Source organism: Aeromonas dhakensis, assembly GCF_000820305.1.
Taxonomy (GTDB): Bacteria; Pseudomonadota; Gammaproteobacteria; order Enterobacterales; family Aeromonadaceae; genus Aeromonas; species Aeromonas dhakensis.
On sequence record NZ_CDBH01000061.1, the window covers coordinates 72,230 to 95,957 of the forward strand.

The window sequence follows — 23,728 nt, forward strand, 5'->3', positions numbered from 1 at the left end:
AGCTGCTCCGCCCCGACAACAGGTTCAGGCGGGGCTATCTCGCCACAGGGGCTGACTCAGTCGTCCCGCCCCGCTCTCAGATCTCTTGGCCGGATCCCAAGCGCCAGCAGGACACCGGCATAGATGGCGCCCCCCACGACCAGCAGCATGGCCAGCTGCATGGTCGCCTTGCTCATGTGCCAGGCGCCCCACTGGGCCAGATCCGGAGAGAGGTACAAGAGCACTCCCCCCATCAGCAGGCTGGCGGTCAGCAGTTTGAGACAGAATACCCCGGTGTGACGGGACGGGCGGTAGACGCTCTGCTGATGGAGCCCCCTGAATAGCAAAGCCGCGTTCAGCGTGCCCGAGCAGGCGGTCGAGAGGGCCAGCCCCACGTACCCGAGCGGATAGATGAAGAGCAGGTTGCAGACCATGTTGGCCGCCATCGAGATCATCCCGATCCTTACCGGCGTGCGGGTATCCTGGCGGGCGTAGTAGCCCGGTGCCAGCACCTTGATCAGCATCAGCGACAGCAAACCTGTGGTCGATGCCAGCAAACTGGCGCTCGACATACTCACTTCGTGCAGACCGAACTCGCCACGCATGAACAGTACCCGCAGGATGGGCTCGCGCAGCACGGCGATGCCCACCATGGCCGGCAGGCCGAGCAGCATCACCATCCGCACCCCCCAGTCCATGGTACGGGAGAAGTCGGCCGGGTCGGCATCCACGTGCTTCTTGGCCAGCGCCGGCAGAATGACGGTGCTGATGGCGACGCCGAACATGCCGAGCGGGAACTCCAGCAGCCGATCCGAGTAATAGAGGTAGCTGATGGCACCGGTCGCCAGGAAGGAGGCAAGCATGGTGTTGACCAGCAGGTTGATCTGGCTGACCGAGACCCCGAACAGGGCCGGGATCATCAGGGTGCGGATCTTCACCACACCCGGGTGGTGCCAACCCCACTTGGGCCACACCAGCATGTTGAGCTGGCGCAGGAAGGGGAACTGGAACAGGAACTGCACCAGACCACCGAGGAAGACACCGATGGCCAGCGCCAGCTCGGGATTGTCGAGCCAGGGGGAAATCCACCAGGCGGCGGCAATCATGGTGATGTTGAGGAAGATGGGGGTAAAGGAGGAAACCCCGAAGCGGCCGAAGGTGTTGAGAATGGCCCCCGCCATGGCGGTGAAGGTGATGAACCAGAGGTAGGGGAAGGTGATCTTGAGCATCAGGCTCGCCATCTCGAACTTCTCGGCCGCCGGCCCGCCGTGCAGCCAGTCCCAGAACCAGCCCCAGCCAAACAGGGCGGTCAGCACGCCTGACCCCAGCACCCCGAGCAGGGTGACCACGGTAACGATCCCCCCCAGGGTGCCCGCCACCGCAGCCAGCAGCTCGCGCACTTCGCTCTCGTCACCCTTTTTCTTGTACTCCGTCATCACGGGAACAAAGGCCTGGTTGAAGGCACCTTCGGCGAACAGCCGGCGCAGAAAGTTGGGAATGCGGTTGGCAAAGAAGAAGACGTCTGCGGCCACCCCGGCGCCAAGCAGATTGGCGATGACCACATCGCGAACCAAGCCCATCACGCGGGACGCCAACGTCATTCCGGACACTATCATGCCGGATTTGATCAATTTCTTACTCAAGACGAGGCCTCTGGAACTGTCGGAATGAAAAGAATGCTGATAGAATCGGCCGACAGTTTAACCGTCTCCCACCTGACACACCACCGGGGGGCGGTGTTTATTTGCACAAATCATTTGACAATATGTGGTTGAGAAGGCATATTTCCGGGCCTTTTCAATACACTCGCTAAGACAGTTTTAGGAGTTTTACCTTGGCTAACATCAAATCTGCTAAGAAGCGCGCTCTTCAGTCAGAGAAACGTCGTCAGCACAACGCCAGCCGTCGTTCCATGACCCGTACCTACCTGAAGAAAGTCATCGCTGCCATCGCCTCTGGCGACAAGGCTGCTGCGACTGCCGCTTTCGCTGTTGCTCAGCCGATCATGGATCGTATGGCGACCAAAGGCCTGATCCACAAGAACAAAGCTGCTCGTCACAAGAGCCGCCTGTCTGCCCAGATCAAAGCTATGGCTTAATCAGCGTCTGCTGATAAAGCTGAAAAAACCGGCCTTTGTGCCGGTTTTTTATTTCTGTTCGCTGCAGTACAACTTGTGCAGCAACCCTATCATCTCGCGCACCTCGTAGCTGCGCAGCGAATAGTAGACCGTCTGGGCCTCCTTGCGCGTCTCCACCAGTTCATCCCGCCGCAGCACGGCCAGGTGTTGTGACAACGCCGACTGACTCAGACCAAGCCGCTCGTTGAGCTCCCCCACCGACAGCTCCCGCTCCAGCAGCTGACACAGGATAAACAGCCGCCGTTCATTGGCCAGCGCCTTGAGCAGTGCCACCGCCCGGCTCGCATTGGCCTCCATCTCTTCCAGTTGCATCTCATTCCCTCTCGTTCGAGGCAAGAATCATACTCTGTGGCCCGTCAATTTAAAATGACAGGGTTGCCGGTTGAATCATGGCAAAGTCCTCCTGGCCGGCAAACAGGAAGGAGAAATCACTCTCGCACACCCGTTTTACCGCCGGGTGCTGGATCATCCGCTCGGCAAAGATGACGTAGTACTCCTCCATCAGATCTTGGGTCTCGCCCAGCAGCATCACTCCCTCCCCTTCCAGGATCTCCTCCCGGTAGATGGTGGGTGCCATGAAGATGCCCTGGTTGAAGAAGCCGAACGCCTTCATCAGGGCCGCATCGTCAAACTCGCCGAGAATGCTGGGGGAGACCCCCTGCTGCTCGAACCACTGGGTCAGCTGGCGACCCATGGCAGTGCGCCGGCCCGGGATCAGCAGCTTGCGCTCCTCCAGACAGGCGGGAAACGGCAGCGATGGCAGCGGCGCCTTGCAGAAGAAGCTGACCCCGCAACCACCGAGTCGCTTGGAGAGCAGGCCGGCGTGCTGGCTGGAGTCCACCGGGCAGTCGGAGAGGATCATGTCGAGCTTGTGTTCGCTCAGCTGCTCCAGCAACAGCTCGTGGGTCGATTCGAAGCAGCGCAGGTGGATGGAGCCATCATTGGGGATGACGGAGAGCAGCACCCGGCTGGCGAGGCGTTTGGAGAGGGCGTCGGCGATGCCGACGTCGAACAGGATCTGGCTCTCCTTGCGGTAGTTGACGATATCCAGCATCTCGTAGGAGAGGCTGAACATCTTGTCGGCATAGCGGAATACCAGCTGGCCCAGCTCGGTCGCCTCCAGGGAGCGCCCCTTTCTTATCAGCAATTTGCCGCCAAGGCGCTGCTCCAGCAGCTTGATCTGGCCGGTGACGGTCTGCGGGGTCAAAAAGAGGGCTTCCGCCGCTTGCGTGACGGAGCCCTTCTTCTGGGTCATCCAAAAATAATAGAGATGATTGTAGTTAAGGTGTGACATCCGATGGGGTTCCCGCCTGGCGCGGGCTCCGGTAGCAACTGAGTTCAGCCGCCAGAATGTCATACATGTCGCTGATCGAGTCAACCTTGTTCGCGCCGAACTGCTCCTGCAGGTGGGCCTTGAGGCGGGCCGGATCCGGCATCCGTTCCCCGCAGTAGCGCTTGTTGGACTGCTTGACCCGCTCGCCGGCCCGGCTGCTCAGCGCCCGCTCGGCAAAGGTCTCGCCAAACTGCGCCTTGGCCTGTTTGTCCCCCAGCAGCAGGGCACTGTCGACCACGCCGCTGAGGTAGGCCGAGCAGCTGGCCGAGGCTGCATCCTGCTGGCAATCCTGCAGACTGCCGGCCCAGGCCGCCTGGCTCAGCGCCAGCATGGCCAACCATCCTACTCTTTTCATAACCCCTCCGTGCTTTGATCGGCCTCCCGGTTCGGGAGCGCCATGCGCAGGGCGAGATAACCGACGATCGCCGCCAGGGTGGATCCCACCAGGATCCCGAGGCGAGAGTAGCTGCCGTAATCCAATCCGCCGTGCTCGAAGGCCAGCGAGGCGATGAACATCGACATGGTAAAGCCGATGCCGCACAGAATGCTGACCGCAAAGATCTGCCTGAAGTTGACCCCGGGTGGCAGTTGGGCAATGCCCAGCTTGACCGACAGCCAGCTGATGGTGAACACCCCGAGCGGCTTGCCGATGAACAGCCCCAGCATGATGCCCATGGGCACCGGGCTCAGCAGGGAGGAGAGACCTATCCCCTCCAGCGACACCCCGGCATTGGCAAAGGCGAACAGCGGCAGGATCAGGTAGGCACTCCAGGGGTGCAGGGCATGCTCCAGATGCTTGAGTGGCGACTCATAACGCTTGCCGTTGAGCGGGATCATGAAGCCCACCACCACGCCGGCCAGGGTCGCATGGACGCCCGACTTCAGCACCGCCACCCAGAGCACCAGCCCGACCAGCATGTAGAGGCTGATCCGATCCTCGCCGCGGCGATTCATCCACAGCAGGGTCAGGGTCGCCAGGATGCCGATCGCCAGCGCCGTCAGCGACAGCTGCTGGGTATAGAACAGGGCGATGATGATGATGACCCCCAGGTCATCCATGATGGCCAGCGCCAGCAGAAACACCTTGAGGCTGACCGGCACCCGCTTGCCGAGCAGCGCCATCACCCCGAGAGCAAAGGCGATGTCGGTAGCGGCGGGAATGGCCCAGCCGGCACGCGCCACTTCGTCCGAGTAGTTGAAGAAGGCATAGATCAGGGCCGGCGCCAGCATGCCACCCACCGCCGCGATGGCCGGGAAGGTGGCCTGCACCCGGGAAGAAAGCGCCCCTTCCAGCATCTCGCGCTTCACCTCGAGGCCGACCAACAGGAAGAAGACCGCCATGAAGCCGTCGTTGATCCAGAGCAGCAGCGGCTTGTTGATGTCGAGGGCGGCAATGCGCACCTGTACCTGGGTATCGAGGAAAGCCTGATAGCTGCCAGCCAGGCCGCTGTTGGCCAGGATCATGGCCAGCATGGCTGCCATGATCAGAATTATTCCGGAGGCGGCCTCCAGTTTGAGGAACTTTTTGATTACGTCGCTCATGGTTAAAATATCCACAGTCTTACTTTGATTTGAGTCTATATCCGATAACAATCCGTGAAAAATCGTTTCTTACTGCGAAATACAACGAAAAAACCGAAGGCAAAATCAAACATGCCTGCTATAAGCAGGTTTTTTCTCGGGCAGATATCACTCGAAACTCCCCCATAAGAATGAATATTCTGTGGTTTTTATGCATAAAAAAGGCGCCTCATGGGCGCCTTTCACATCAGATGGCGACGGGCGCCTTGATGCCGGGATGGGGGTCGTAACCCTCGATCTCGAAATCCTCGAACCGGTAGTCGAAGATGGAGTCCGGCTTGCGTTTGATCAGCAGGGTCGGCAGCGGGCGCGGCTCGCGGGAGAGCTGCAGCGCGGTCTGCTCCATGTGGTTGGAGTAGAGGTGCACGTCACCACCGGTCCAGACGAAGTCCCCCACCTCCAGGTCGCACTGCTGGGCCATCATGTGGGTCAGCAAAGCATAGCTGGCGATGTTGAATGGCAGGCCGAGGAAGACGTCACAGCTGCGCTGATAGAGCTGGCAGGAGAGTTTGCCGTCCGCCACGTAGAACTGGAAAAAGGCGTGGCAGGGGGCCAGCGCCATCTTGTCCAGCTCGCCCACGTTCCAGGCAGAGACGATGATGCGACGGGAATCCGGGTTGTGCTTGATGTCGTCCACCGCCTTCTGGATCTGGTCGATAACAGACCCATCAGCCGCCGGCCAGGAGCGCCACTGGGCGCCGTAGACCGGGCCAAGATCGCCGTTCTCGTCGGCCCACTCGTCCCAGATACTGACACCATTTTCTTTCAGATAGGCGGTATTGGTGTCGCCGTTGAGGAACCAGAGCAGCTCGTGAATGATGGAGCGCAGGTGGCACTTCTTGGTGGTCACCAGCGGGAAACCTTCGGCCAGGTTGAAGCGCATCTGATGGCCGAACAGGGAGACGGTGCCGGTGCCGGTACGGTCGGACTTGACGGTCCCCTCATCCAGGATCTTCTGCATCAGGTCGAGATAGGCTCTCATTGTTTTGCCTCCTTCACGGCGTTGCCGAACAACTGCGGGCGCTTGTAGGCGGCCCAGATCATCAGGGCACCGATGAGGATCATCGGAGTAGAGAGGATCTGGCCCATGCTGATCTCGTTGAAGTAGAGCCCCAGCTGGCTGTCAGGCTGGCGTACGAACTCCACCAGGAAGCGGAACAGGCCGTAGAACAGCAGGAACATGCCGGAGATGGCGCCGCGCGGCGGGTTCTTGCGCCAGAACAGGTTGAGGATGATGAACAGTACCACCCCTTCCAGGGCGAACTGGTAGAGCTGGGAGGGGTGGCGCGGCTCGGGGCCCGCCTCCGGGAAGATGATGGCCCAAGGCACATCGGTGACCCGACCCCACAGCTCGCCGTTGAGGAAGTTGCCGATGCGGCCGACGCCGAGGCCAAACGGAATGAGCGGTGCCACGAAATCGGCCACGGTAAAGAAGTGGCGCTTGGTCTTGTGGGCAAACCAGACCATGGCGGTGATGACCCCGATCAGGCCGCCGTGGAACGACATGCCACCGGTCCAGATCTTGAACAGGTAGAGAGGATCGGCCAGGAACATGTCGAAGTTGTAGAACAGCACGTAACCGACCCGACCACCCAGGATCACCCCGAGGAAGCCGTAAAACAGCAGGTCGGACACCTCGTTGCGGGTCCAGCCGCTGTTCGGCGCATCGGCGCGACGCCCCGCCAGCCACATGGCAAAAGCGAAGCCAAACAGGTACATGAGACCATACCAGCGTACCGATAGTGGTCCCAAACTGAATGCTACGGGATCAATCTGCGAGAAAACCCAATATCCATCGTGCTGCATAAGCGGCCCCAGTCATAAGAAAAGCCGCATTTTCCGATCATTCGTCAGCAGGGACAAGGCATGATTATCAATCAATCTGTTTCGCTTTGTGACCGGCGCGCAGCAAACCGCCCAGACCGTGCTCTTCCAGATAGCGGGCAAACAGGCCACGCAGCACATGGGGATTGTCGTGTTTGAGGCCGTCGGTCAGCAGCACCGTCAGCTCGCTCAGGTTGGCCTGGCGCAGTACGTACTTGATGCGGGCGATGTTGTGGGTGTTCATGCTGAAGCGACGATAGCCCATGGCCAGCAGCAGCAACACCCCGACCGGATCACCGGCCAGCTCGCCACAGACCGAGACCGGTTTGTGGTAGCGATGGGAGGCATCGACCAGCAGCTGCAGGGCGCGGATCACCGCCGGATGGAAGGCGTCGTAGATGTTGGCGACCCGGGCGTTGTTGCGATCCACCGCCAGCAGGTACTGGGTCAGGTCGTTGCTGCCCACCGACCAGAAGTCGATGAGCGGGGCCATCTCGGGCAGGATGTAGAGAGCGGAGGGCACCTCGATCATCACCCCGAGGCTCGGGTAGCGGATCACCGCCTCACGGCTGGCCGCCTCTTCCGACACTTCGCGCCAGGCCTGATCCAGCAGGCGGCGGGAAGCCTTGATTTCGCTGACGCTGCTGATCATCGGCAGCATGATGGCCAGATTGTCCAGTCCTTCGCTGGCTCGCAGCATCGCCTTGAGCTGCACCAGGAACAGTTCGGGGTGGTCCAGGGTGAGCCGGATCCCCCGCCAGCCAAGGAAGGGATTTTCCTCGACGATGGGGAAATAGGGCAGTTGCTTGTCACCCCCCACATCCAGGGTACGCATGCAGACCGGCCGGTTGCGATAGGTCTCCAGAATGCCGCGATAACGGGCGGTCTGCTCCCACTCGGAGGGGAAGCTGTCCTGCAGCATGAAGGGGATCTCGGTGCGATAGAGGCCGACCCCGTCCGCCAGCTGATTGAGAGAGATCTCGGTGTCGGCGCTGAGGCCGGCGTTGAGCAGCAGAGAGACAGGCACGCCATCGGCGGTCTCGGAGGGCTGGTTGTCGACGCTGCGCACCAGGGTATCGAGCGCCCGCTCTTCGCTCAGCAGCTGACGATACTCGGTCAGGATCACCTGATTGGGCTCGATGAAGAGATCGCCGCTGTAACCGTCGACCACCAGCATGCGACCACCGATGTCGCCGAGCGGCAGATCCACCCCCATGATGGCCGCCACCCCCATGGCGCGGGCCAGGATGGCGGCGTGGGAGTTGGTCCCCCCCTTGAGCGACACCACCCCGGTCAGGAACTCGCGGGGCACCTCGGCGAGGATGGTTGCCGTCACCTCGTCGGCGACCAGCACCACAGGCTCGCCGATGGCGATGTGCTCGGGCTCGTTTTGCACCAGCCGGCTGATGAGCCGCTGAGCGATGTCCTTCACATCGGTGGAGCGCTCCTGCAGATAGGGATCCTTCATCCCCTTGAACTGCTCGATGAGACGATCGCTGATGAGCTTGACCGCCGAGACCGCCGTCCAGTGCTCCTTGCTCACCTTGTTGCGGATCGGCTTGATGTAGCCGGGATCGTCCAGCAGATGCAGATAGATGTCAAAGATGGCCACCGAGTCCTGGCTGTAGCTCTCGCGAAAACGCAGGGCCAGGCTCTCCAGATCGTGACGCACCTCTTCCACCGCCACGTTCAGCCGCGCCAGCTGGCTGGCGTGATCCTCATCCTTGCGCGGAGTGATGGAGCGCAGCTCCTTGCGTGGCCGCCACACCCAGGCCTTGGCCATGGCGATGCCGCTGGCCCCGGCAATGCCGCGCAGCGGCTTGCTCCAGTCGGTCTTCTGCAGCCACCCCTTGGCCTGAGCCTGGGCGATGCGCGCCGCCAGCTGGGCCGCCAGGGTGACCATGAAGGACTCCTCCCCCTCATCGAAGAGACGGCTCTCCTTCTGCTGCACCACCAGAATACCCACCACCTGGCGCTGATGCATGATGGGGGCGCCGAGGAAGGAGCGAAACGCCTCTTCGGCCACATCGGGCAGGAATTTGAAACTGGGATGGGAGGGGGCATCGGCCAGGTTGATCAGCTCTTCACGTTGACCCACCAGGCCGACGATACCCTGCTCGAACGGCAGGGTGGCCTTGCCCACCGCCGACTCGGCCAGACCGTCGGTCGCAGCCAGCCGGTAGCGGCGCATTTCAGGTTCGGAGACGTAAACGGAACAGCAGTCCACCGACATGGCCAGCCGGGTCTGGCTGACCAATGCCTGCAAGGCCAGCTCGAGGGTATTGGCTTCGGCCATGCTTTCGACGATGCGTCTGAGTTCCGTTAACAACTAATCTGTGCTCCTTAGCGGGCGCGATTACGCCGCCCATCCTTCTTGTTGACCTGCACTGCCGGCACCGGCATCGCCAGCGGGGCAAACTCCTTCATCACCCGGCGATAGACTTCCCGCTTGAAGGAAACCACCTGACGCACCGGGTACCAGAAGCTGACCCAACGCCAGTCATCAAACTCCGGATGACCATGACAACCGAACTGGATCCTGGACTCCCTGCCCGGATCCAGCTGCAGCAGAAACCATTTTTGTTTTTGGCCAATACAGACCGGTGAACTGTCCCAACGAACGAGGCGTTTTGGCAAGCGATACTTCAACCAGTTGCGACTGGTCGCCATGATGGTCACATCCTCGGGCTTGAGGCCTATCTCCTCATACAGCTCACGATACATGGCCTGCTCTGGCGTCTCACCGTCATCAACTCCTCCCTGCGGAAACTGCCAGGAGTGCTGCCCATAACGCTTGGCCCACAATACTTGTCCGTCACGGTTACAGATCACGATTCCGACATTGGGACGAAACCCGTCGCCATCTATCACGTGATCACCTTATAAAGGCTGAATCTATAAGGGGATTGTTCCACATTCACCTCGTGGCAGCAAACAAGGACTGCAATCCCCCATTCATGAATAACTTTCGATTTCAAGCAAACTTATAAACAAATTAAAGGATCAGATCCTGCAAGTTGCCCACCCAGACTGTGCATAAGCCTGTGAGCAAGCGGGTATATACAGTAGTTTTATTTATCTGCTCCAAACTGCCCCACAGCATACAGGATGCAATATAAAACAAAATATGTATTTAAATACATGGTGTTAAACAAAGAATGCTGGATCAAGATCCATATCTTTTACCGCCGGCGATCCGGGATCCGGATTGTGAACAAGTTCGACTGTTCAAAGATCCACCACGGCCATTTTATCCACAGGAGTGGCACACTATCTGCCCCGATATCGCCGCAGAAATCGGTGCCGTTTCACATTTTTTTGTAACAACAGGGTGACTATTCCTACTTTTAAGCAGTTATCCAAGATTTCTGTGGATAACTGTGTGAAACAGCGCGAGCAAACCCTTGGACAACTATTTCAAGGCGGGATCCAGCGCAACGCCCATCGATAAATTGGAGACAAATCCCTTTAAAATCACTAGGATAAACACTTACACACAAAACCGCCCCCCCTGTGCATACCCCTGCCAGGATCGGTTATAAAAACAGCGATCCTCAGGGAGGATCAGAGTTGCTAGAATAATCCCTCTTTGCAGGAGTCACTCATGCCCGCCAACCCCCGCTCAGAACAGGAACTGCTGGCCCGCGCCTACGCCATGGCCGGCTTCACCCTGGCCCAGCTGGCCGCCGACGCCAACATCGCCGTGCCGGCGGATCTGCGTCGGGACAAGGGCTGGGTCGGCCAGCTGATCGAGTGGCAGCTGGGAGCTAGCGCCGGCAGCAAGCCGGAGCAGGACTTCCCGGATCTCGGCATCGAGCTCAAGACGATCCCCATCGATCCTCAGGGCAAGCCGCTGGAAACCACCTTCGTCTGCGTGGCACCGCTGATCGGTGTCAGCGGCCAGCGCTGGGAGGAGTCCAACGTGCGCAACAAGCTCTCCCGCGTGCTCTGGATCCCGGTCGAGGGCAGCCGCGACATTCCCATCGGCGAGCGCCGGATCGGCATGCCGCTGCTGTGGAGCCCGAATGAAGAGGAGGAGATGCTGCTGCGCCAGGACTGGGAAGAGCTGATGGACATGATAGTGCTGGGAGAGGTGGAGCAGATCAGCGCCCGCCACGGCCAGGTGCTGCAACTTCGTCCCAAGGCGGCCAACAACAAGGCGCTGACCCGGGCCATCGGTCGCAATGGCCAACCGATCCTGACCCTGCCCCGCGGTTTTTACCTCAAGATAGGTTTCACCCACGGCCTGCTGCAGCGCCACTTTGCCCTGCCCGCTTGATCTCTGTTATCAACATCCTTGTCATAAAGTGATATAAAAATAGACAGTCGCTATTTTTCGCAATCAGGACAAGGAGGCGTCATGCCGATCAACAAGCAATTTCTCAAGTCCCGCCCCGAGGTCAAGGTGACCTTTGCCGTGGAAAGGGAGGCCGCAGGAGAGGCTGAGCAGGTGTTGTTGCTGGGAGAGTTTAGCCAGTGGCAACCCATCGAGCTCAAGCGGATGAAGAGCGGTGAGTTCAAGACCACCCTCAACCTGCCGACCGATGGCCCCAGTCATTTCGAATACTGCTATCAGCTGGTTCAGCCGAACGGGGAGACCCGCTACGACAACGACTGGGCGGCGGATGACTACGTACCCGGCCCCTTCGGGCGAGACAACTCTGTGGTGCGGGTCAGCCAGCCAGGTTGAGTCGGCACACCCGAAAGTGGATACAAAAAAGGCTCGCCATTGGCGAGCCTTTTCACTACCTGTCGAGCATTTCGCCGACATATCGACACCAATTCGAATCGAATTAGTTGAGCTTCTCTTTGATACGAGCAGCTTTACCGGACAGGTTGCGCAGGTAGTACAGTTTGGCGCGGCGAACATCACCACGACGCTTCAGTTCTACACTGTGGATCAGCGGAGAGTGAGTCTGGAATACACGCTCAACACCTTCGCCGTTGGAGATCTTGCGAACGGTGAAAGCAGAGTGCAGACCGCGGTTACGCTTGGCAATCACGATGCCTTCGAAAGCCTGCAGACGCTCTTTACCACCTTCTTTAACACGAACTTGAACACGTACAGTGTCGCCCTGGGCAAAAGCCGGGATGTCGGTACGCATTTGCTCTTGTTCAAGCTGCTGAATAATCTTGCTCATTGTCTTTCCTTACCTAGGATAAACTGAAAACTCTACTTAACGCTGTCACGCACTTCGCGGACATACTCGGCAAGAAGTGATTCTTGCTCGTCAGTCAGAGCTAGGTTGTTAATAAGTTCCGGCCTTCTTTGCCAGGTTCGTCCGAGCGATTGCTTGAGACGCCAGCGTCGAATCACTTCGTGATTGCCGCTTGTCAGCGCCTCGGGCACCGCCAACCCATCCAACACCTCCGGCCGAGTATAGTGGGGATGATCCAGCAGACCGTCCGTGAAGGAGTCCTGCTCGGCACTGGCCTGATCACCCAAGACCCCTGGGACCAGACGCGAAACCGCATCGATCAGGGTCATGGCAGGCAACTCGCCACCACTTAACACGTAATCCCCGATAGACCACTCTTCGTCGACTTCGGTTTGTATCACGCGTTCATCGATACCTTCGTATCGACCGGCTACCAGAATCAGTTTCTGATTCGTCGCCAACTCGGTCACGCCCGCTTGAGTCAGCTTGCGTCCCTGAGGAGAGAGATAGATGACTTTCGCCCCGTCTCCCGCCGCTTGCTTGGCTGCATGAATCGCGTCACGCAGCGGCTGAACCATCATTAGCATGCCGGGCCCACCACCATAAGGACGATCATCGACCGTACGGTGTTTGTCGTGGGTAAAGTCCCGGGGGTTCCAGCACTCAATCTGCAGCAGGCCACTCTTGACGGCCCGACCCGTTACCCCGTGCTCGGTAATGGCTCGGAACATTTCAGGGAAGAGGCTAATCACCCCAATCCACATAAGAAACCTCCGGCACTCGTGTTACCGCGGGAAACTAGAAACCAGGATCCCAATCAACTTCGATTGTTCGAGCAGTCAGATCAATATTCTTGATCACCTGCTCTTCCAGGAACGGAATCAACCGCTCCTTTGCACCAAAGGCATCTTTTACATTGGCCTCAACCACCAACACATCGTTGGAGCCGGTTTCCATCAATTCGGTCACCTTGCCCATGTCGTATCCCTTGGTGGTCACTACGGAGCAACCAATCAGGTCACGCCAGTAGAACTCGCCCTCAGGCAACGCAGGCAACAGATCGGCGGCTACGCCAATCTCGACATTGGTCAATGCCAGGGCATCCTCGCGCACGTCGATACCATCGAGTTTGCAGATCAGACCCTTGTTGTGACGCTTCCAGGATGAAACCTGAATTTCACGCCACACCCCGTTCTGATTGATCAGCCAGGGGTTGTAATCGAAAATCGCTTCGGCAACATCGGTGAAGGAGTTCACTTTAAGCCAGCCCTTGATGCCGTAAACGGTACCCAGGGTGCCCAGAACTACAGGTTTTTCCACCTTAACTCCTTACCGTTTGGCTGATTAAGCAGCTTTGGCAGCGTCTTTGATCAGCTTGGCAACGCGGTCAGAAACAGCGGCACCAGTAGCAACCCAATGCTCGATACGAGCCAGGTCCAGGTTCAGCTTTTCAGCGTTACCAGAAGCAACCGGGTTGAAGAAACCAACGCGCTCGATGAAACGACCGTCGCGGGCGTTACGGCTGTCAGCAACTACTACCTGGTAGAACGGACGCTTTTTCGCGCCACCACGTTGTAAACGAATGGTTACCATATCGTCCTCATTAACATCTAATGAACAAGGCCCGCAAACACGCGGACCCTAGCTTAAAATAAGCCGCATAATTCTACTTGGATTCGTAATAATTGCAACCAAGCCAGCCATTTTTTGCGCAGAGCCGCAATGAAAAGGGCCTGCCACTGGCAGACCCTCACTCGCTACCTCAGCCCGAATAATCAGAACGGACCGCGGCCGCCACCGAAGCCGGGAGGCAGCATGTTCTTCATCTGGCTCATCATCTTGCGCATGCCACCCTTGCCGGACATCTTCTTCATCATCCGCTGCATCTCGGTGAACTGCTTGAGCAGCTTGTTGACGTCCTGCACCTGCATGCCGGAGCCCGCAGCGATACGGCGCTTGCGAGAGCCCTTGATGAGATCGGGATGGGCACGCTCCTTGGGAGTCATGGAGCTGATGATGGCCTCCATCCGCACGGTGAGCTTGTCATCCATCTGATCCTTGACGTTGTCCGGCAGGCCGGACATGCCGGGCAGCTTGTCGAGCATCCCCATCATGCCGCCCATGTTGCGCATCTGGGCCAGTTGCTCACGGAAGTCTTCCAGATCGAAGCCCTTGCCACTCTTGACCTTGCTGGCCAGCTTGGCTGCCTTCTCTTTATCGACGGTGCGCTCCACCTCCTCGATGAGAGAGAGCACATCGCCCATGCCGAGGATGCGGGAGGCGAGACGATCCGGGTGGAAGGGCTCCAGCGCGTCGGTCTTCTCGCCCATACCGATGAACTTGACCGGCTTGCCGGTGATGTGGCGCACCGACAAGGCGGCACCGCCGCGGGCATCGCCGTCCGCCTTGGTGAGGATCACGCCGGTGAGCGGCAGCGCCTCGTTGAACGCCTTGGCCGTATTGGCGGCATCCTGACCGGTCATGGCGTCAACCACGAACAGGGTCTCCACCGGCTTGATGGTGGCGTGAAGGTGTTTGATCTCCTCCATCATCTCGCCATCGACGTGCAGACGACCGGCGGTATCGACGATCACTACGTCATAGAACTTCTTGCGCGCCTGATCGATGGCCGCGTTGGCGATGTCCACCGGCTTCTGGCTGGCATCGCTCGGGAAGAAGTCGACGCCGATGTCGCCGGCCAGGGTCTCCAGCTGCTTGATGGCCGCCGGGCGGTAGACGTCCGCACTGACCACCAGCACCTTCTTCTTGTTGCGCTCCTTGAGCAGCTTGGCCAGCTTGCCGACCGTGGTGGTCTTACCGGCACCCTGCAGACCCGCCATCAGGATGATGGCCGGCGGCTGGGCCGCCAGATTGAGCTGCTCGTTGGCCTCCCCCATCACGGAGACCAGTTCGCCGTGCACAATCTTGATGAAGGCCTGGCCCGGGCTCAGGGACTTGGCCACTTCCTGGCCCACCGCCCGCTCCTTGACGCGCGCGACGAAGTCACGCACCACCGGCAGGGCGACGTCCGCCTCGAGCAGCGCCATGCGAACTTCGCGCAAGGTATCCTTGATGTTCTCTTCAGTCAGGCGGCCACGGCCGCTGACGTTGCGCAGGGTGCGCGAGAGTCGTTCAGTCAAATTCTCAAACATGACGCATTCCGGTTCTTGGCGTAACAAATGGGAGGCATTATACCTCACTCGCACGATGAGGACGATTATTCGCCGCACTCGGCTGAGGTCAGCCCTGTGCGGCTGGCCCAACATGCTGCCTATATATGGGCAGATCGGCGGCAGCACAACTGGCGAGCACATCTTGTGCAAGGTATACTGCCCTTCCTATTCCCAATCGCTTGCTCGACAACGACCCGGTTATGATCGTGATCTCTGTTCTGGCCCTGGCGTTCTATCTGCTGGCCATCATCGCCTCTCTGCACCTGCTGCTCAGTGCCAAACCAGTGGGACAAGCCCCCCTGTTTGCCTGCATCGGACTGGCCCTGATCGCCCATGGCGCCGCCCTCTCCGGCGAGGTGCTGGTGACCCACTCCGGGCAGAATCTGAGCATGCTCAACGTGGCATCGCTGGTCAGTCTCATCATCAGCTGCTTCATGACCTGCGTCACCCGCCGCTTCAACGGCTGGATCCTGCTGCCGGTGGTCTACAGCTTCTCGGCCCTGTTGCTGGCCGCCAGCGCCCTCATTCCCGGTCGCTACATCACCCACCTGGAGGCCCATCCCCAGCTGCTGCTGCACATCGGCCTCGCGCTGATGGCCTACTCGGTATTGATGATCGCCTGCCTGTTTGCGCTACAACTTGCCTGTCTGGACCGGCAACTGAAGACGCGCAAGATCAGCCAGCTGCCGGCCATGCCGCCCCTGATGACGGTCGAGAAGCGGCTGTTCCAGCTCATCTCGGCCGGTGTCCTGTTGCTGACCCTCTCCATTGCCTCCGGCCTCTTCTTCCTCGAAGACATGTTCGCCCAGGGCAAATCCCACAAGGCCATCCTCTCGATCCTGGCCTGGTGCGTCTACGTGCTGCTGCTGTGGGGCCACCATACCCGTGGCTGGCGCGGTCGCAAGGTGATCACCTTGAGCCTGATCGGCAGCTTCATTCTGACCCTGGCCTACTTCGGCAGTCGCTTCGTCAAAGAAGTGCTGCTGAGCTGATCGCCCACTACTTCTTCATCACCCAGTCCCACAGGAGCCCTTCTTGGACAGTATCTCAACGAGTACATTGCTGATTGTTCTCGTTATCTTGATCCTCATGTCTGCCTTCTTCTCAAGTTCTGAAACCGGCATGATGTCGCTCAACCGCTACAAGCTGCGGCATCTGGCCCAGACCAAGCACAAGGCTGCCCGTCGGGTGGAGAAACTGCTCTCCCGACCAGACCGCCTGCTGGGGCTGATCCTGATCGGAAACAACCTGGTCAACATCCTGGCGTCAGCCATCGCCACCATCGTCTGTATTCGTCTGTTCGGGGATCTGGGTGTGGCCATCGCCACTTTCGGCCTGACCCTGATCGTGCTGGTGTTTGGCGAAGTGACTCCAAAGACCCTGGCGGCCATGTTCCCGGAGAAAGTCGCCTATCCCGCCTCCTGGGTGCTCAAGGGGCTGATGGTGCCGCTTGCCCCCTTCGTCTGGATGATCAATGGCATCACCAGCGGCCTGCTCAAGCTGCTGAAGATCAATCCGAACAAGGATGACTCCCTCAATACCGAGGAGCTGCGCACCATCGTCAACGAGGCGGGCAGTCTGATCCCCCAGCGCCATCAGGAGATGCTGCTCAGCATCCTGGATCTGGACAAGATGACGGTTGAGCACATCATGGTGCCGCGCAGCGAGATCTACGCCATCGACATCAACGATGACTGGAAGACCATACTGCGTCAGCTGGCCCACTGCGCCCACACCAAGATCCTGCTCTATCGCGACAACATCGACGACGTGGTGGGTTTTCTGCACGCCCGCGACGCGCTGCGGCTGATGGCCAAGGATCAGTTCAACAAGTCGAGCCTGCTGCGGGAAGTGGACGAAATTTACTTCATTCCGGAAGGGACGCCCCTCAACGTGCAACTGGCCAAGTTCCAGCGCAACAAGGAGCGGATTGGTCTCATCGTCGACGAGTATGGCGACATTCAGGGGCTGATCACTCTGGACGACATCCTGGAAGAGATAGTGGGCGACTTCACCACCTCCATGACCCCGGCGCCCAGCGACGAGATCCATCCCCAGCCGGATGGCTCCTTCCTGGTGGAGGGCTCGGCCAGCATCCGCGAGCTCAACAAGGAGATGAACTGGCAACTGCCCATCGACGGGCCCCGTACCCTCAACGGCGTCATCCTCGAATATCTGGAGGAGATCCCCCAGCCCAACATCAGCCTGCGGCTGGCCGGCTACCCCATCGAGATCCTGGAAGTGGAGAACAACATGGTGAAGATGGCGCGGATCATGCCGGCGTTGTACCGAAACGAGTCGGGACTGGAAGATTGAAAAAAGGCTGCCGATGGCAGCCTTTTTCTATTGCGTCATTGGCCGGCGATCGGCTCACTCATCTTCGTCGCCAGGCTCCAGCACCAGGGTCGGGATCAACTCGCCGAAGACCTGTTGCAGCTCGTCGCGATTGGCCAGCAGATCCTGCAGCGTGTAGCTGTCCATCACCGCCAGAAACGCATTCATCGCCTCTTTCAGGGCACTCTTCAGCAGACAGACAGAGACGATGTGGCAGGCCGGCGAGTTGCAGTCGATGCCGTCCAGGTTCCCTTCCAGCGCCCGGATCACCTGGCCGATGTTGATGCTCTCCGGCGCGCAGGCCATGCGAATACCGCCATTCTTGCCGCGCTGGGACTGCAGGTAGCCCAGTTTCACCAGCTGGTTCACCACCTTCACCATGTGGTTGCGGGAGACGTCATACAAGGCGGAGACCTTGGCCACGCTAGACAATTCGCCCTCCGGCAGGGTCGCCAGATAGAGCAGGGCTCTCAATCCAAAATCGGTATAGCTAGTTAGTCTCATAGTGCCTGTGTCGCATCACGCGGAAATTGATTATTGATTCAGATCAAATAAACATCTAGGATGCAGCTTATTAAGTGACATTCTAGATGTTCAATTAGCAAGGAACCCCTATGTTAGACCAAGCCACCATCGCCGTCATCAAAAGCACCATCCCTTTGCTCGAATCAGCGGGCCCCGCGCTCACCCAGCATTTCTACCAACGCATGTTCAGCCATAACCCGGAGCTGAAGGACATTTTCAACCTGGCGCACCAGCGCAGCGGCGGTCAGCCGTTGGCGCTGTTCAATGCGGTGGCGGCCTACGCCAAGAACATCGACAACCTGGGGGCACTGGCCGGTGCCGTGGAACGCATCGCCCACAAGCACACAGGTTTCCTGATCCAGCCAGAACAATATCACATTGTAGGTAGTCATCTCTTGGCCACGCTCAAAGAATTGGGCGGAAGTGCGGTCACCGACGAGGTGCTGGATGCCTGGGGCAAGGCTTACGGCGTGCTCGCCAGCATCTTCATCGGCCGCGAGAGCGAGATTTATCAGGAGAAGGCGAACGAGATCGGTGGCTGGCAAGGCCCCCGCCCCTTCCTGATCAAGGAGAAGCGGGTCGAGAGCGAGCTCATCACCTCCTTCCTGCTGGTACCGGTGGATGGCAAGCCTGTGCTGGACTTCAAGCCGGGCCAGTACCTCAGCATCAAGCTGGTCCATCCCGAGCTCGAGTATCAGGAGATCCGCCAGTACTCCCTCTCCGATGCCCCCAACGGCCAGCACTACCGCATCAGCGTCAAGCGCGAGCCGCAGGGCCAGGTCTCCAACCTGCTGCACGATCATCTGCAAGAGGGCGATCAAGTGGAGCTGATGCCGCCCACCGGCGATTTCTACCTGAAAGCCGATGGCCATACCCCGGTGGTACTGCTCTCGGCCGGTGTGGGTGTCACGCCGATGATGAGCATGCTTAACCAGTTGCTGGCGAACAGCCATCAGGCCGACATCACCTGGCTGCACGCCTGCGAACAGGGCGCCGTGCATGCCTTCAGGGAGGATATTCAGCAAAAATCCCGCCAGCACGCCAACCTGCTGAGCCGGGTCTGGTATCGGGAGCCACAGGCCAGTGACGTGCAGGGCGAAGACTACCATCATGCCGGCACCATGGATCTGAGTGCAGTGAAGGAGCGCATCACGCCGCAGGCCCACTACTACTTCTGTGGCCCTCTTGGCTTCATGCAGGCCGTCAAGCAGCAGCTGGTCGCGGCGGGTATTCCGGCCGGCCAGCTCCATTACGAAGTTTTTGGTCCCCACCAAGATCTGTAAGGCGGGCGGATCCCTATAACTTGATGAGGGGCCAGCCTGTCACGGCACGGCGGCTGGCCCCTCCCGACCCACGGATGCAGATCCGTGGGTCATTTTTTGGGATCAGTGCATCGCCTTGGCACGGGCGATGGCATTGGCGGGCATGCGATTGCCGAGCCGGCTGAGCAGGCTCGCCGCCTTCTGGTGGGTGGTCTTGTCACCGATGACGGCGCCGTGCAGCCAGTGATACGCCTCCTCGTAGTCGAGCGGGCTACCCATCCCCTGCAACAGCATCTCCACCCACTCGATCTGCGCCCGCTGGAAGCCCAGACTGGCGGCCTCCCGCATCAGGGTCTCGGCCTTGAGCAGGTCCTTTTGCACCAGGGTGCCCTTCCAGTAGTAGCGACCCAGCTGCTCCAGCGCCGGCGCCAGCCCCTGGTTGGCCGCATCCCACATGAATTTCACCCCCAGCTCCGCATTGGGCTTGATGCAGACCCCCCAGGCCAGCATGTCCCCCCACAGAAACTGATAAGAGGGGATCTTCATCACCTCGGCCCGCACCTCGATATCCTGGGTGAGCTGGCACCTGTCCTGCTTGACCTGCTGCAGGTGGCGGCCCTGCTCAATCCAGTTGAGCAGCTCGTCCTGGCGATAGAGCGGCACCGCCTGCAGCGCGCCGCTGTCCACGGTCAGACCGCTGGCCGGGGTGCTGGTCATGGGACGATTGTTCGGCGAACGGTCGCCCTCTGCAGCGACAGGCGCGGGAATGGGGGCTGCCGCTGGCGCAGCGGCGGGTGTTGCACTCGCTGCCGCAACCGGTGCAGAGGGGTTGGCGGCTGGCGTTGCCGTGGTTGGCACGGCAGCCGGTGCGGGAGCCGCAGCAGAGGACGGGGCAGCCGCAGAGGGCTGGGCGGCAACCTCCGGCTGCGCCGGCGCAGTGGTCGCCGGCGTGGCCCCGCTCGTCGCGGCGGCGGCAGAGGTGGAAGGCTCGGCCCCCTGCGCCTGGCCCGTCAGCAATGGGGGCGTCAGCAAACAGAGCAGGCCGACAAGGGTAATGGGTTTCATCATAAGGATCTCCTGCAGCACCCTGTTATCGGCAGCCGGCGGCATCCCCTTAGTCCGGCACCGCCTGCCCATAACGACAAAGGGGAGCCGAAGCTCCCCTTGCTGTCCATCCGGACGCCTTACTTGACGAAGTCGACACCCAGCTGGATATCGGCTTTCAGGGTGGCCAGCATGCCATCCATCGCCTCTTGTTCGAAGGCGCTCAGCTTGCCGTAGTCCAGCACGGTTTCGACGCCGTTCTTGCCAAGCAGGATGGGCTGCGCGAAGAAAGTGGCGTGCTTGCCGTCGCCTTCCACGTAGGCGCACTCGATGACGTTGGCTTCACCCTGCAGACCCTTGATCAGCGACAGACCGAAACGGCAGGCCGCCTGACCCATGGAGAGAGTGGCGGAACCGCCACCGGCCTTGGCTTCCACCACTTCGGTACCGGCGTTCTGGATACGCTTGGTCATGGCGGCCACTTCGTCGGCGGTGAAGCTGGCACCTTCGATCTGGGAGAGCAGCGGCAGAATGGTCACGCCACTGTGGCCACCGATCACGTTGACGCGCACCTTGTCGACGTTCAGACCCTTGGCGTCGGCCACGAAGGTCTCGGCACGGATCACGTCCAAGGTGGTGACGCCGAACAGGCGACGCTTGTCATAGACACCGGCCTTCTTCAGCACTTCGGCAGCGATGGCGACCGTGGTGTTGACCGGGTTGGTGATGATGCCGATCAGCGCTTTCGGGCAGGAGGCGGCGCACTTTTCCACCAGATTCTTGACGATGCCGGCGTTGATGTTGAACAGGTCGGAACGATCCATGCCGGGCTTGCGCGCCACGCCGGCGGAGATCAGCACGACATCGGCGCCGACCAGAGCCGGGCTCGGATCTTCACCGCAGAAACCTTTTACTTTCACGTCAGTCGGGATATGGCTCAGATCGACCGCCACGCCCGGGGTCACCGGAGCGATGTCATACAGGCTCAATTCGGAACCAGCAGGCAGACGGTTTTTCAACAGCAGAGCGAGGGCTTGGCCGATGCCACCGGCGGCACCCAGAACGGCAACTTTCATGATCAACTCCATGTTTAAGCGTAGGTTTAAGGTTGTTTCTTGTTGTGCGCCCAACCTTAAAGGATCCCCCCCTAAAAAACAATCTGATAACAGTTGTAATCACAGGTTCTGTGAGCCAATAAACAGGCGGCGAATAAAAATGGGGGGAAATGCAAAAAATTGGAGGGGAAGCACAGATTTCCTGCACTCCCCCTCACCATTAATAGGTAGATCTGCCGATTTCAGCCCTGGAAGGCCAACGCCCTGCGTTCACACCAACGAAAACCAATTGTTAACAATCCGTTCATGGTCAGGTAGAGGGCACCGGCCACGGTGAACACCGCCAGGGTGTCATAGGTCTGGGCATTGAGGCGCTGGGCCAGCCCCATCACATCCATGATGGTGATGGTACTGGCGAGCGAACTCCCCTTGAGTACCAGGATCACCTCGTTGGAGTAAGCGGGCACCAGTCGCCGGGCGGCATGACGCACCTTCATCCACAGGGTCTGGCCGGCGGAGAAGCCGAGCGCACGGCAGGCCTCTACCTCGCCGGCCGGGATGGCATCGAGCGCCCCCTTGAACAGCCGGGTGGAGTAGGCGGCGGTATTGAAACCGAGCGCCAGCACGGCGCAGAACCAGGGCTGCTTGAGCAGCGGCCAGAGCGGCCCCTCCTTGAGCCAGGCAAACTGGCCCGGCCCGTAGTAGATGAGGAAGATCTGGATCAGCAGCGGCGTGCCGGTGAAGACCAGCACCCACAGCTGCACCAGCTGGGTCGCCACCGGGATGCGGCGCTCCAGCACCCAGGTCATGGCCGCCGCCATCAGCACGCCCAGCAGCAGACTGCCGGCGGTCAGTTGCAGGGTAATCGCCAGGCCACCCAGCAGGGTCATCAGGTAATCCTGCATGATCAGCCTCCGTAACGGCGGGTGTAACGGGCAGCCTGCTTCAAGCCGAACTCACTCACCAGGCTGATGGCCAGGTAGATGAGGGCGGCAGCGGCATACCAAGTGAAGGGTTGATAGGTACTGGCCGAGGCCATCTGGGCCTGGCGCATCATCTCGTTCACCCCGATAAGCGACACCAGTGCGGTGTCTTTGAGCAACACCAGCCACTGGTTGCCTAGCCCCGGCAGGGCGTGACGCCAGGCCTGGGGCAGCACGATGCGAAAGAAGATGTGACGCTTGCCAAGGCCGAGCGCCAGCGCCGCCAGCCGCTGCCCGGCAGGCACCGCATTGAGGGCGGCCCGCAGGGTCTGGGTGGCGTAGCTGGCGAACAGCAGGGAGAGCGCCAGCACGCCGCAGGCGAACGGGCTGAACTCCACGTACTCGCCGGTGATGAGGAACAGCACCTGGGTAGAGCCGAAGTAGATGAACAGCACCACCAGCAACTCGGGCAACCCGCGAATAAGCGTGGTGAGGGTGGCCACCGGCCACACCAGAGCGCGCTGCTTGCTCAGCTCGGCGGCGCTGAACGCCAGCGCCAGCACCATGCCCCCTACCAGGGAGGCCAGGGCCAGCCCGAGGGTCATCCAGGCTGCATCCAACAACAGGCTCAACATGGCTTAGTGCGCGAAATATTTGTCGTAGATCTTCTGATAGGTGCCGTTGGCCTTGATGTCGGCCAGCCCCTTGTTCAGCTGGGTCAGCAGTTCCTGATTGCCCTTGGCCACCGCGATGCCAAAACCGGTACCGAAGTACTTGGCGTCAGTCACCGGCGTGCCGATCACGGCATACTCCTTGTGCTGCTTGAGCCAGTCGGCGGCGACCGCGGTATCGGCAAACACGCCGTCGGTACGGCCGTTCATCATGTCGAGGAAGGCACTCTGGTAGCTGGCGTAGGGCACGGTCAGCAGCCCCTTGCTCACCCAGTTGTCCACCAGATAGGACTGGTGGGAGCTGCCGTTCTGCACGCCGACAGTCTTGTCCACCAGATCTTCCGGCCCCTTGAAGTCACCCTTCTTGGTCACGAACACGGCGGAGTTCTGATAATAGATGTCGGAGAAGTCGACCTGGGCGGCCCGCTCCGGGGTCACGTCCATGGCGGCGATGGCGGCGTCGTAGCGACGGAATTTCAGGCTGGGGATCAGGCTGTCAAAAGCCTGGTTGTGGAAGCTGCACTCCAGCTTGGCCTGTTCACAGATGGCGCGGGCCAGGTCGATGTCAAACCCCTGGAACTCGTTCTTGTCGTCCAGGTATTCGAACGGTGCGTAGGTGGCCTCGGTGGCGAACTTGATCTCTTTCGCCAGCACCTGGGTGCTCAGCAGGCCCATGGCCGCGATCAGCAACAGACTCTTTTTCATGACAGCTTCCTTATCGATTTGAA

The 23,728-nt window shown here is 59.9% G+C and carries 26 protein-coding genes; 6 read left to right on the top strand and 20 right to left on the bottom strand.

Annotation, left to right across the window (positions count from 1 at the left end; genetic code table 11):
• Positions 1 to 56 precede the first annotated feature (56 nt).
• Positions 57 to 1,622 (bottom strand): murein biosynthesis integral membrane protein MurJ, encoded by a 1,566-nt coding sequence (murJ, locus tag BN1143_RS16505; protein ID WP_010635140.1) that lies wholly within the window; start codon positions 1,620 to 1,622, stop codon positions 57 to 59.
• Positions 1,623 to 1,813: 191 nt separating this feature from the next.
• Between murJ and rpsT the strand changes: the two genes are divergently transcribed.
• A complete protein-coding gene (rpsT, locus tag BN1143_RS16510; RefSeq protein WP_005308808.1) occupies positions 1,814 to 2,077 on the top strand; it encodes a 30S ribosomal protein S20 in 264 nt (87 codons plus the stop codon).
• A gap of 48 nt (positions 2,078 to 2,125) precedes the next feature.
• On the opposite strand, the gene BN1143_RS16515 is transcribed toward rpsT, so the two are convergent.
• The 8 genes from BN1143_RS16515 to rppH form a co-directional block, all read right to left on the bottom strand.
• Positions 2,126 to 2,428 (bottom strand): ArsR/SmtB family transcription factor, encoded by a 303-nt coding sequence (locus tag BN1143_RS16515; RefSeq protein ID WP_005308804.1) that lies wholly within the window; start codon positions 2,426 to 2,428, stop codon positions 2,126 to 2,128.
• A 49-nt stretch (positions 2,429 to 2,477) separates the two neighbouring features.
• Entirely contained in the window at positions 2,478 to 3,410 is a 933-nt protein-coding gene (gene nhaR, locus BN1143_RS16520) for a transcriptional activator NhaR (protein WP_005308802.1), read from the bottom strand.
• On the bottom strand, positions 3,397 to 3,780 hold the full coding sequence (locus BN1143_RS16525) for a Rossmann-fold NAD(P)-binding domain-containing protein (protein WP_197069882.1): 384 nt from the start codon (positions 3,778 to 3,780) through the stop codon (positions 3,397 to 3,399). Before BN1143_RS16525 ends, nhaR begins: the two co-directional genes overlap by 14 nt.
• A gap of 20 nt (positions 3,781 to 3,800) precedes the next feature.
• Positions 3,801 to 4,991 (bottom strand): Na+/H+ antiporter NhaA, encoded by a 1,191-nt coding sequence (gene nhaA / locus BN1143_RS16530; protein ID WP_005308714.1) that lies wholly within the window; start codon positions 4,989 to 4,991, stop codon positions 3,801 to 3,803.
• A 226-nt stretch (positions 4,992 to 5,217) separates the two neighbouring features.
• The gene (gene thyA, locus BN1143_RS16535) at positions 5,218 to 6,012 is read right to left on the bottom strand and encodes a thymidylate synthase (RefSeq protein ID WP_042008720.1); all 795 of its coding nucleotides are present in this window, start codon (positions 6,010 to 6,012) and stop codon (positions 5,218 to 5,220) included.
• Entirely contained in the window at positions 6,009 to 6,836 is an 828-nt protein-coding gene (gene lgt / locus BN1143_RS16540; RefSeq protein ID WP_017765294.1) for a prolipoprotein diacylglyceryl transferase, read from the bottom strand. The genes thyA and lgt overlap by 4 nt, the downstream gene beginning before the upstream one ends.
• A 67-nt stretch (positions 6,837 to 6,903) precedes the next feature.
• Complete coding sequence (gene ptsP, locus BN1143_RS16545; RefSeq protein ID WP_017780269.1) at positions 6,904 to 9,183, bottom strand: phosphoenolpyruvate--protein phosphotransferase; 2,280 nt, start codon at positions 9,181 to 9,183, stop codon at positions 6,904 to 6,906.
• 14 nt (positions 9,184 to 9,197) lie between these two features.
• Positions 9,198 to 9,725, bottom strand: a complete 528-nt coding sequence (gene rppH, locus BN1143_RS16550) for an RNA pyrophosphohydrolase (RefSeq protein ID WP_005308708.1) — start codon at positions 9,723 to 9,725, stop codon at positions 9,198 to 9,200.
• A 733-nt stretch (positions 9,726 to 10,458) separates the two neighbouring features.
• On the opposite strand from rppH, the gene mutH reads away from it, so the two are divergent.
• Together mutH and BN1143_RS16560 are read left to right on the top strand one after the other, a co-directional pair.
• Positions 10,459 to 11,133 (top strand): DNA mismatch repair endonuclease MutH, encoded by a 675-nt coding sequence (gene mutH / locus BN1143_RS16555; RefSeq protein WP_017787501.1) that lies wholly within the window; start codon positions 10,459 to 10,461, stop codon positions 11,131 to 11,133.
• An 81-nt stretch (positions 11,134 to 11,214) separates the two neighbouring features.
• Positions 11,215 to 11,544, top strand: a complete 330-nt coding sequence (locus tag BN1143_RS16560; protein WP_005308703.1) for an isoamylase early set domain-containing protein — start codon at positions 11,215 to 11,217, stop codon at positions 11,542 to 11,544.
• Positions 11,545 to 11,647: 103 nt separating this feature from the next.
• Here BN1143_RS16560 and rplS read toward each other — a convergent pair whose 3' ends face one another.
• The 5 genes from rplS to ffh form a co-directional block, all read right to left on the bottom strand.
• Complete coding sequence (rplS, locus tag BN1143_RS16565) at positions 11,648 to 11,995, bottom strand: 50S ribosomal protein L19 (RefSeq protein WP_005308701.1); 348 nt, start codon at positions 11,993 to 11,995, stop codon at positions 11,648 to 11,650.
• 32 nt (positions 11,996 to 12,027) lie between these two features.
• Positions 12,028 to 12,777, bottom strand: a complete 750-nt coding sequence (gene trmD, locus BN1143_RS16570; protein ID WP_005308699.1) for a tRNA (guanosine(37)-N1)-methyltransferase TrmD — start codon at positions 12,775 to 12,777, stop codon at positions 12,028 to 12,030.
• A gap of 34 nt (positions 12,778 to 12,811) precedes the next feature.
• A complete protein-coding gene (rimM, locus tag BN1143_RS16575; protein WP_005308697.1) occupies positions 12,812 to 13,333 on the bottom strand; it encodes a ribosome maturation factor RimM in 522 nt (173 codons plus the stop codon).
• A gap of 24 nt (positions 13,334 to 13,357) precedes the next feature.
• Positions 13,358 to 13,606, bottom strand: a complete 249-nt coding sequence (rpsP, locus tag BN1143_RS16580; protein ID WP_005308695.1) for a 30S ribosomal protein S16 — start codon at positions 13,604 to 13,606, stop codon at positions 13,358 to 13,360.
• Positions 13,607 to 13,788: 182 nt separating this feature from the next.
• Positions 13,789 to 15,165, bottom strand: coding sequence for a signal recognition particle protein (gene ffh / locus BN1143_RS16585; protein WP_005308693.1), 1,377 nt, complete (start codon positions 15,163 to 15,165; stop codon positions 13,789 to 13,791).
• Between the two features lie 221 nt (positions 15,166 to 15,386).
• On the opposite strand from ffh, the gene BN1143_RS16590 reads away from it, so the two are divergent.
• Complete coding sequence (locus tag BN1143_RS16590; protein WP_005308690.1) at positions 15,387 to 16,178, top strand: cytochrome C assembly family protein; 792 nt, start codon at positions 15,387 to 15,389, stop codon at positions 16,176 to 16,178.
• A 43-nt stretch (positions 16,179 to 16,221) separates the two neighbouring features.
• A complete protein-coding gene (locus BN1143_RS16595; protein ID WP_005308688.1) occupies positions 16,222 to 17,502 on the top strand; it encodes an HlyC/CorC family transporter in 1,281 nt (426 codons plus the stop codon).
• Positions 17,503 to 17,556: 54 nt separating this feature from the next.
• Here BN1143_RS16595 and BN1143_RS16600 read toward each other — a convergent pair whose 3' ends face one another.
• The gene (locus tag BN1143_RS16600; protein ID WP_005308686.1) at positions 17,557 to 18,024 is read right to left on the bottom strand and encodes an Rrf2 family transcriptional regulator; all 468 of its coding nucleotides are present in this window, start codon (positions 18,022 to 18,024) and stop codon (positions 17,557 to 17,559) included.
• Between the two features lie 110 nt (positions 18,025 to 18,134).
• Between BN1143_RS16600 and hmpA the strand changes: the two genes are divergently transcribed.
• Positions 18,135 to 19,328, top strand: a complete 1,194-nt coding sequence (gene hmpA, locus BN1143_RS16605) for an NO-inducible flavohemoprotein (protein WP_042051427.1) — start codon at positions 18,135 to 18,137, stop codon at positions 19,326 to 19,328.
• Positions 19,329 to 19,430: 102 nt separating this feature from the next.
• Here hmpA and BN1143_RS22670 read toward each other — a convergent pair whose 3' ends face one another.
• The 5 genes from BN1143_RS22670 to BN1143_RS16630 all read right to left on the bottom strand — a co-directional run bounded on the left by BN1143_RS22670 (position 19,431) and on the right by BN1143_RS16630 (position 23,705).
• Positions 19,431 to 20,024, bottom strand: coding sequence for a tetratricopeptide repeat protein (locus tag BN1143_RS22670; protein ID WP_042051428.1), 594 nt, complete (start codon positions 20,022 to 20,024; stop codon positions 19,431 to 19,433).
• 467 nt (positions 20,025 to 20,491) lie between these two features.
• A complete protein-coding gene (gene mdh, locus BN1143_RS16615; RefSeq protein WP_017780273.1) occupies positions 20,492 to 21,427 on the bottom strand; it encodes a malate dehydrogenase in 936 nt (311 codons plus the stop codon).
• Between the two features lie 221 nt (positions 21,428 to 21,648).
• Positions 21,649 to 22,311 (bottom strand): arginine ABC transporter permease ArtM, encoded by a 663-nt coding sequence (gene artM / locus BN1143_RS16620; RefSeq protein WP_017780274.1) that lies wholly within the window; start codon positions 22,309 to 22,311, stop codon positions 21,649 to 21,651.
• 2 nt (positions 22,312 to 22,313) lie between these two features.
• On the bottom strand, positions 22,314 to 22,964 hold the full coding sequence (artQ, locus tag BN1143_RS16625) for an arginine ABC transporter permease ArtQ (protein ID WP_017782223.1): 651 nt from the start codon (positions 22,962 to 22,964) through the stop codon (positions 22,314 to 22,316).
• Positions 22,965 to 22,967: 3 nt separating this feature from the next.
• On the bottom strand, positions 22,968 to 23,705 hold the full coding sequence (locus BN1143_RS16630) for a transporter substrate-binding domain-containing protein (protein WP_042051429.1): 738 nt from the start codon (positions 23,703 to 23,705) through the stop codon (positions 22,968 to 22,970).
• Between the last annotated feature and the right edge of the window lie 23 nt (positions 23,706 to 23,728).

Bases quoted from the DNA above. Each gene is read 5' to 3' on its own strand.
- nhaA (WP_005308714.1), bottom strand. From the start codon at position 4,991: ATGAGCGACGTAATCAAAAAGTTCCTCAAACTGGAGGCCGCCTCCGGA.
- artQ (WP_017782223.1), bottom strand. From the start codon at position 22,964: ATGTTGAGCCTGTTGTTGGATGCAGCCTGGATGACCCTCGGGCTGGCC.
- BN1143_RS16560 (WP_005308703.1), top strand. From the start codon at position 11,215: ATGCCGATCAACAAGCAATTTCTCAAGTCCCGCCCCGAGGTCAAGGTG.
- BN1143_RS22670 (WP_042051428.1), bottom strand. From the start codon at position 20,024: ATGACCAGCACCCCGGCCAGCGGTCTGACCGTGGACAGCGGCGCGCTG.
- mutH (WP_017787501.1), top strand. From the start codon at position 10,459: ATGCCCGCCAACCCCCGCTCAGAACAGGAACTGCTGGCCCGCGCCTAC.
- lgt (WP_017765294.1), bottom strand. From the start codon at position 6,836: ATGCAGCACGATGGATATTGGGTTTTCTCGCAGATTGATCCCGTAGCA.
- trmD (WP_005308699.1), bottom strand. From the start codon at position 12,777: ATGTGGATTGGGGTGATTAGCCTCTTCCCTGAAATGTTCCGAGCCATT.
- artM (WP_017780274.1), bottom strand. From the start codon at position 22,311: ATGCAGGATTACCTGATGACCCTGCTGGGTGGCCTGGCGATTACCCTG.
- BN1143_RS16515 (WP_005308804.1), bottom strand. From the start codon at position 2,428: ATGCAACTGGAAGAGATGGAGGCCAATGCGAGCCGGGCGGTGGCACTG.
- thyA (WP_042008720.1), bottom strand. From the start codon at position 6,012: ATGAGAGCCTATCTCGACCTGATGCAGAAGATCCTGGATGAGGGGACC.
- BN1143_RS16525 (WP_197069882.1), bottom strand. From the start codon at position 3,780: ATGCTGGCGCTGAGCCAGGCGGCCTGGGCCGGCAGTCTGCAGGATTGC.
- BN1143_RS16590 (WP_005308690.1), top strand. From the start codon at position 15,387: ATGATCGTGATCTCTGTTCTGGCCCTGGCGTTCTATCTGCTGGCCATC.
- rplS (WP_005308701.1), bottom strand. From the start codon at position 11,995: ATGAGCAAGATTATTCAGCAGCTTGAACAAGAGCAAATGCGTACCGAC.
- rpsP (WP_005308695.1), bottom strand. From the start codon at position 13,606: ATGGTAACCATTCGTTTACAACGTGGTGGCGCGAAAAAGCGTCCGTTC.
- hmpA (WP_042051427.1), top strand. From the start codon at position 18,135: ATGTTAGACCAAGCCACCATCGCCGTCATCAAAAGCACCATCCCTTTG.
- BN1143_RS16600 (WP_005308686.1), bottom strand. From the start codon at position 18,024: ATGAGACTAACTAGCTATACCGATTTTGGATTGAGAGCCCTGCTCTAT.
- mdh (WP_017780273.1), bottom strand. From the start codon at position 21,427: ATGAAAGTTGCCGTTCTGGGTGCCGCCGGTGGCATCGGCCAAGCCCTC.
- ffh (WP_005308693.1), bottom strand. From the start codon at position 15,165: ATGTTTGAGAATTTGACTGAACGACTCTCGCGCACCCTGCGCAACGTC.
- nhaR (WP_005308802.1), bottom strand. From the start codon at position 3,410: ATGTCACACCTTAACTACAATCATCTCTATTATTTTTGGATGACCCAG.
- BN1143_RS16630 (WP_042051429.1), bottom strand. From the start codon at position 23,705: ATGAAAAAGAGTCTGTTGCTGATCGCGGCCATGGGCCTGCTGAGCACC.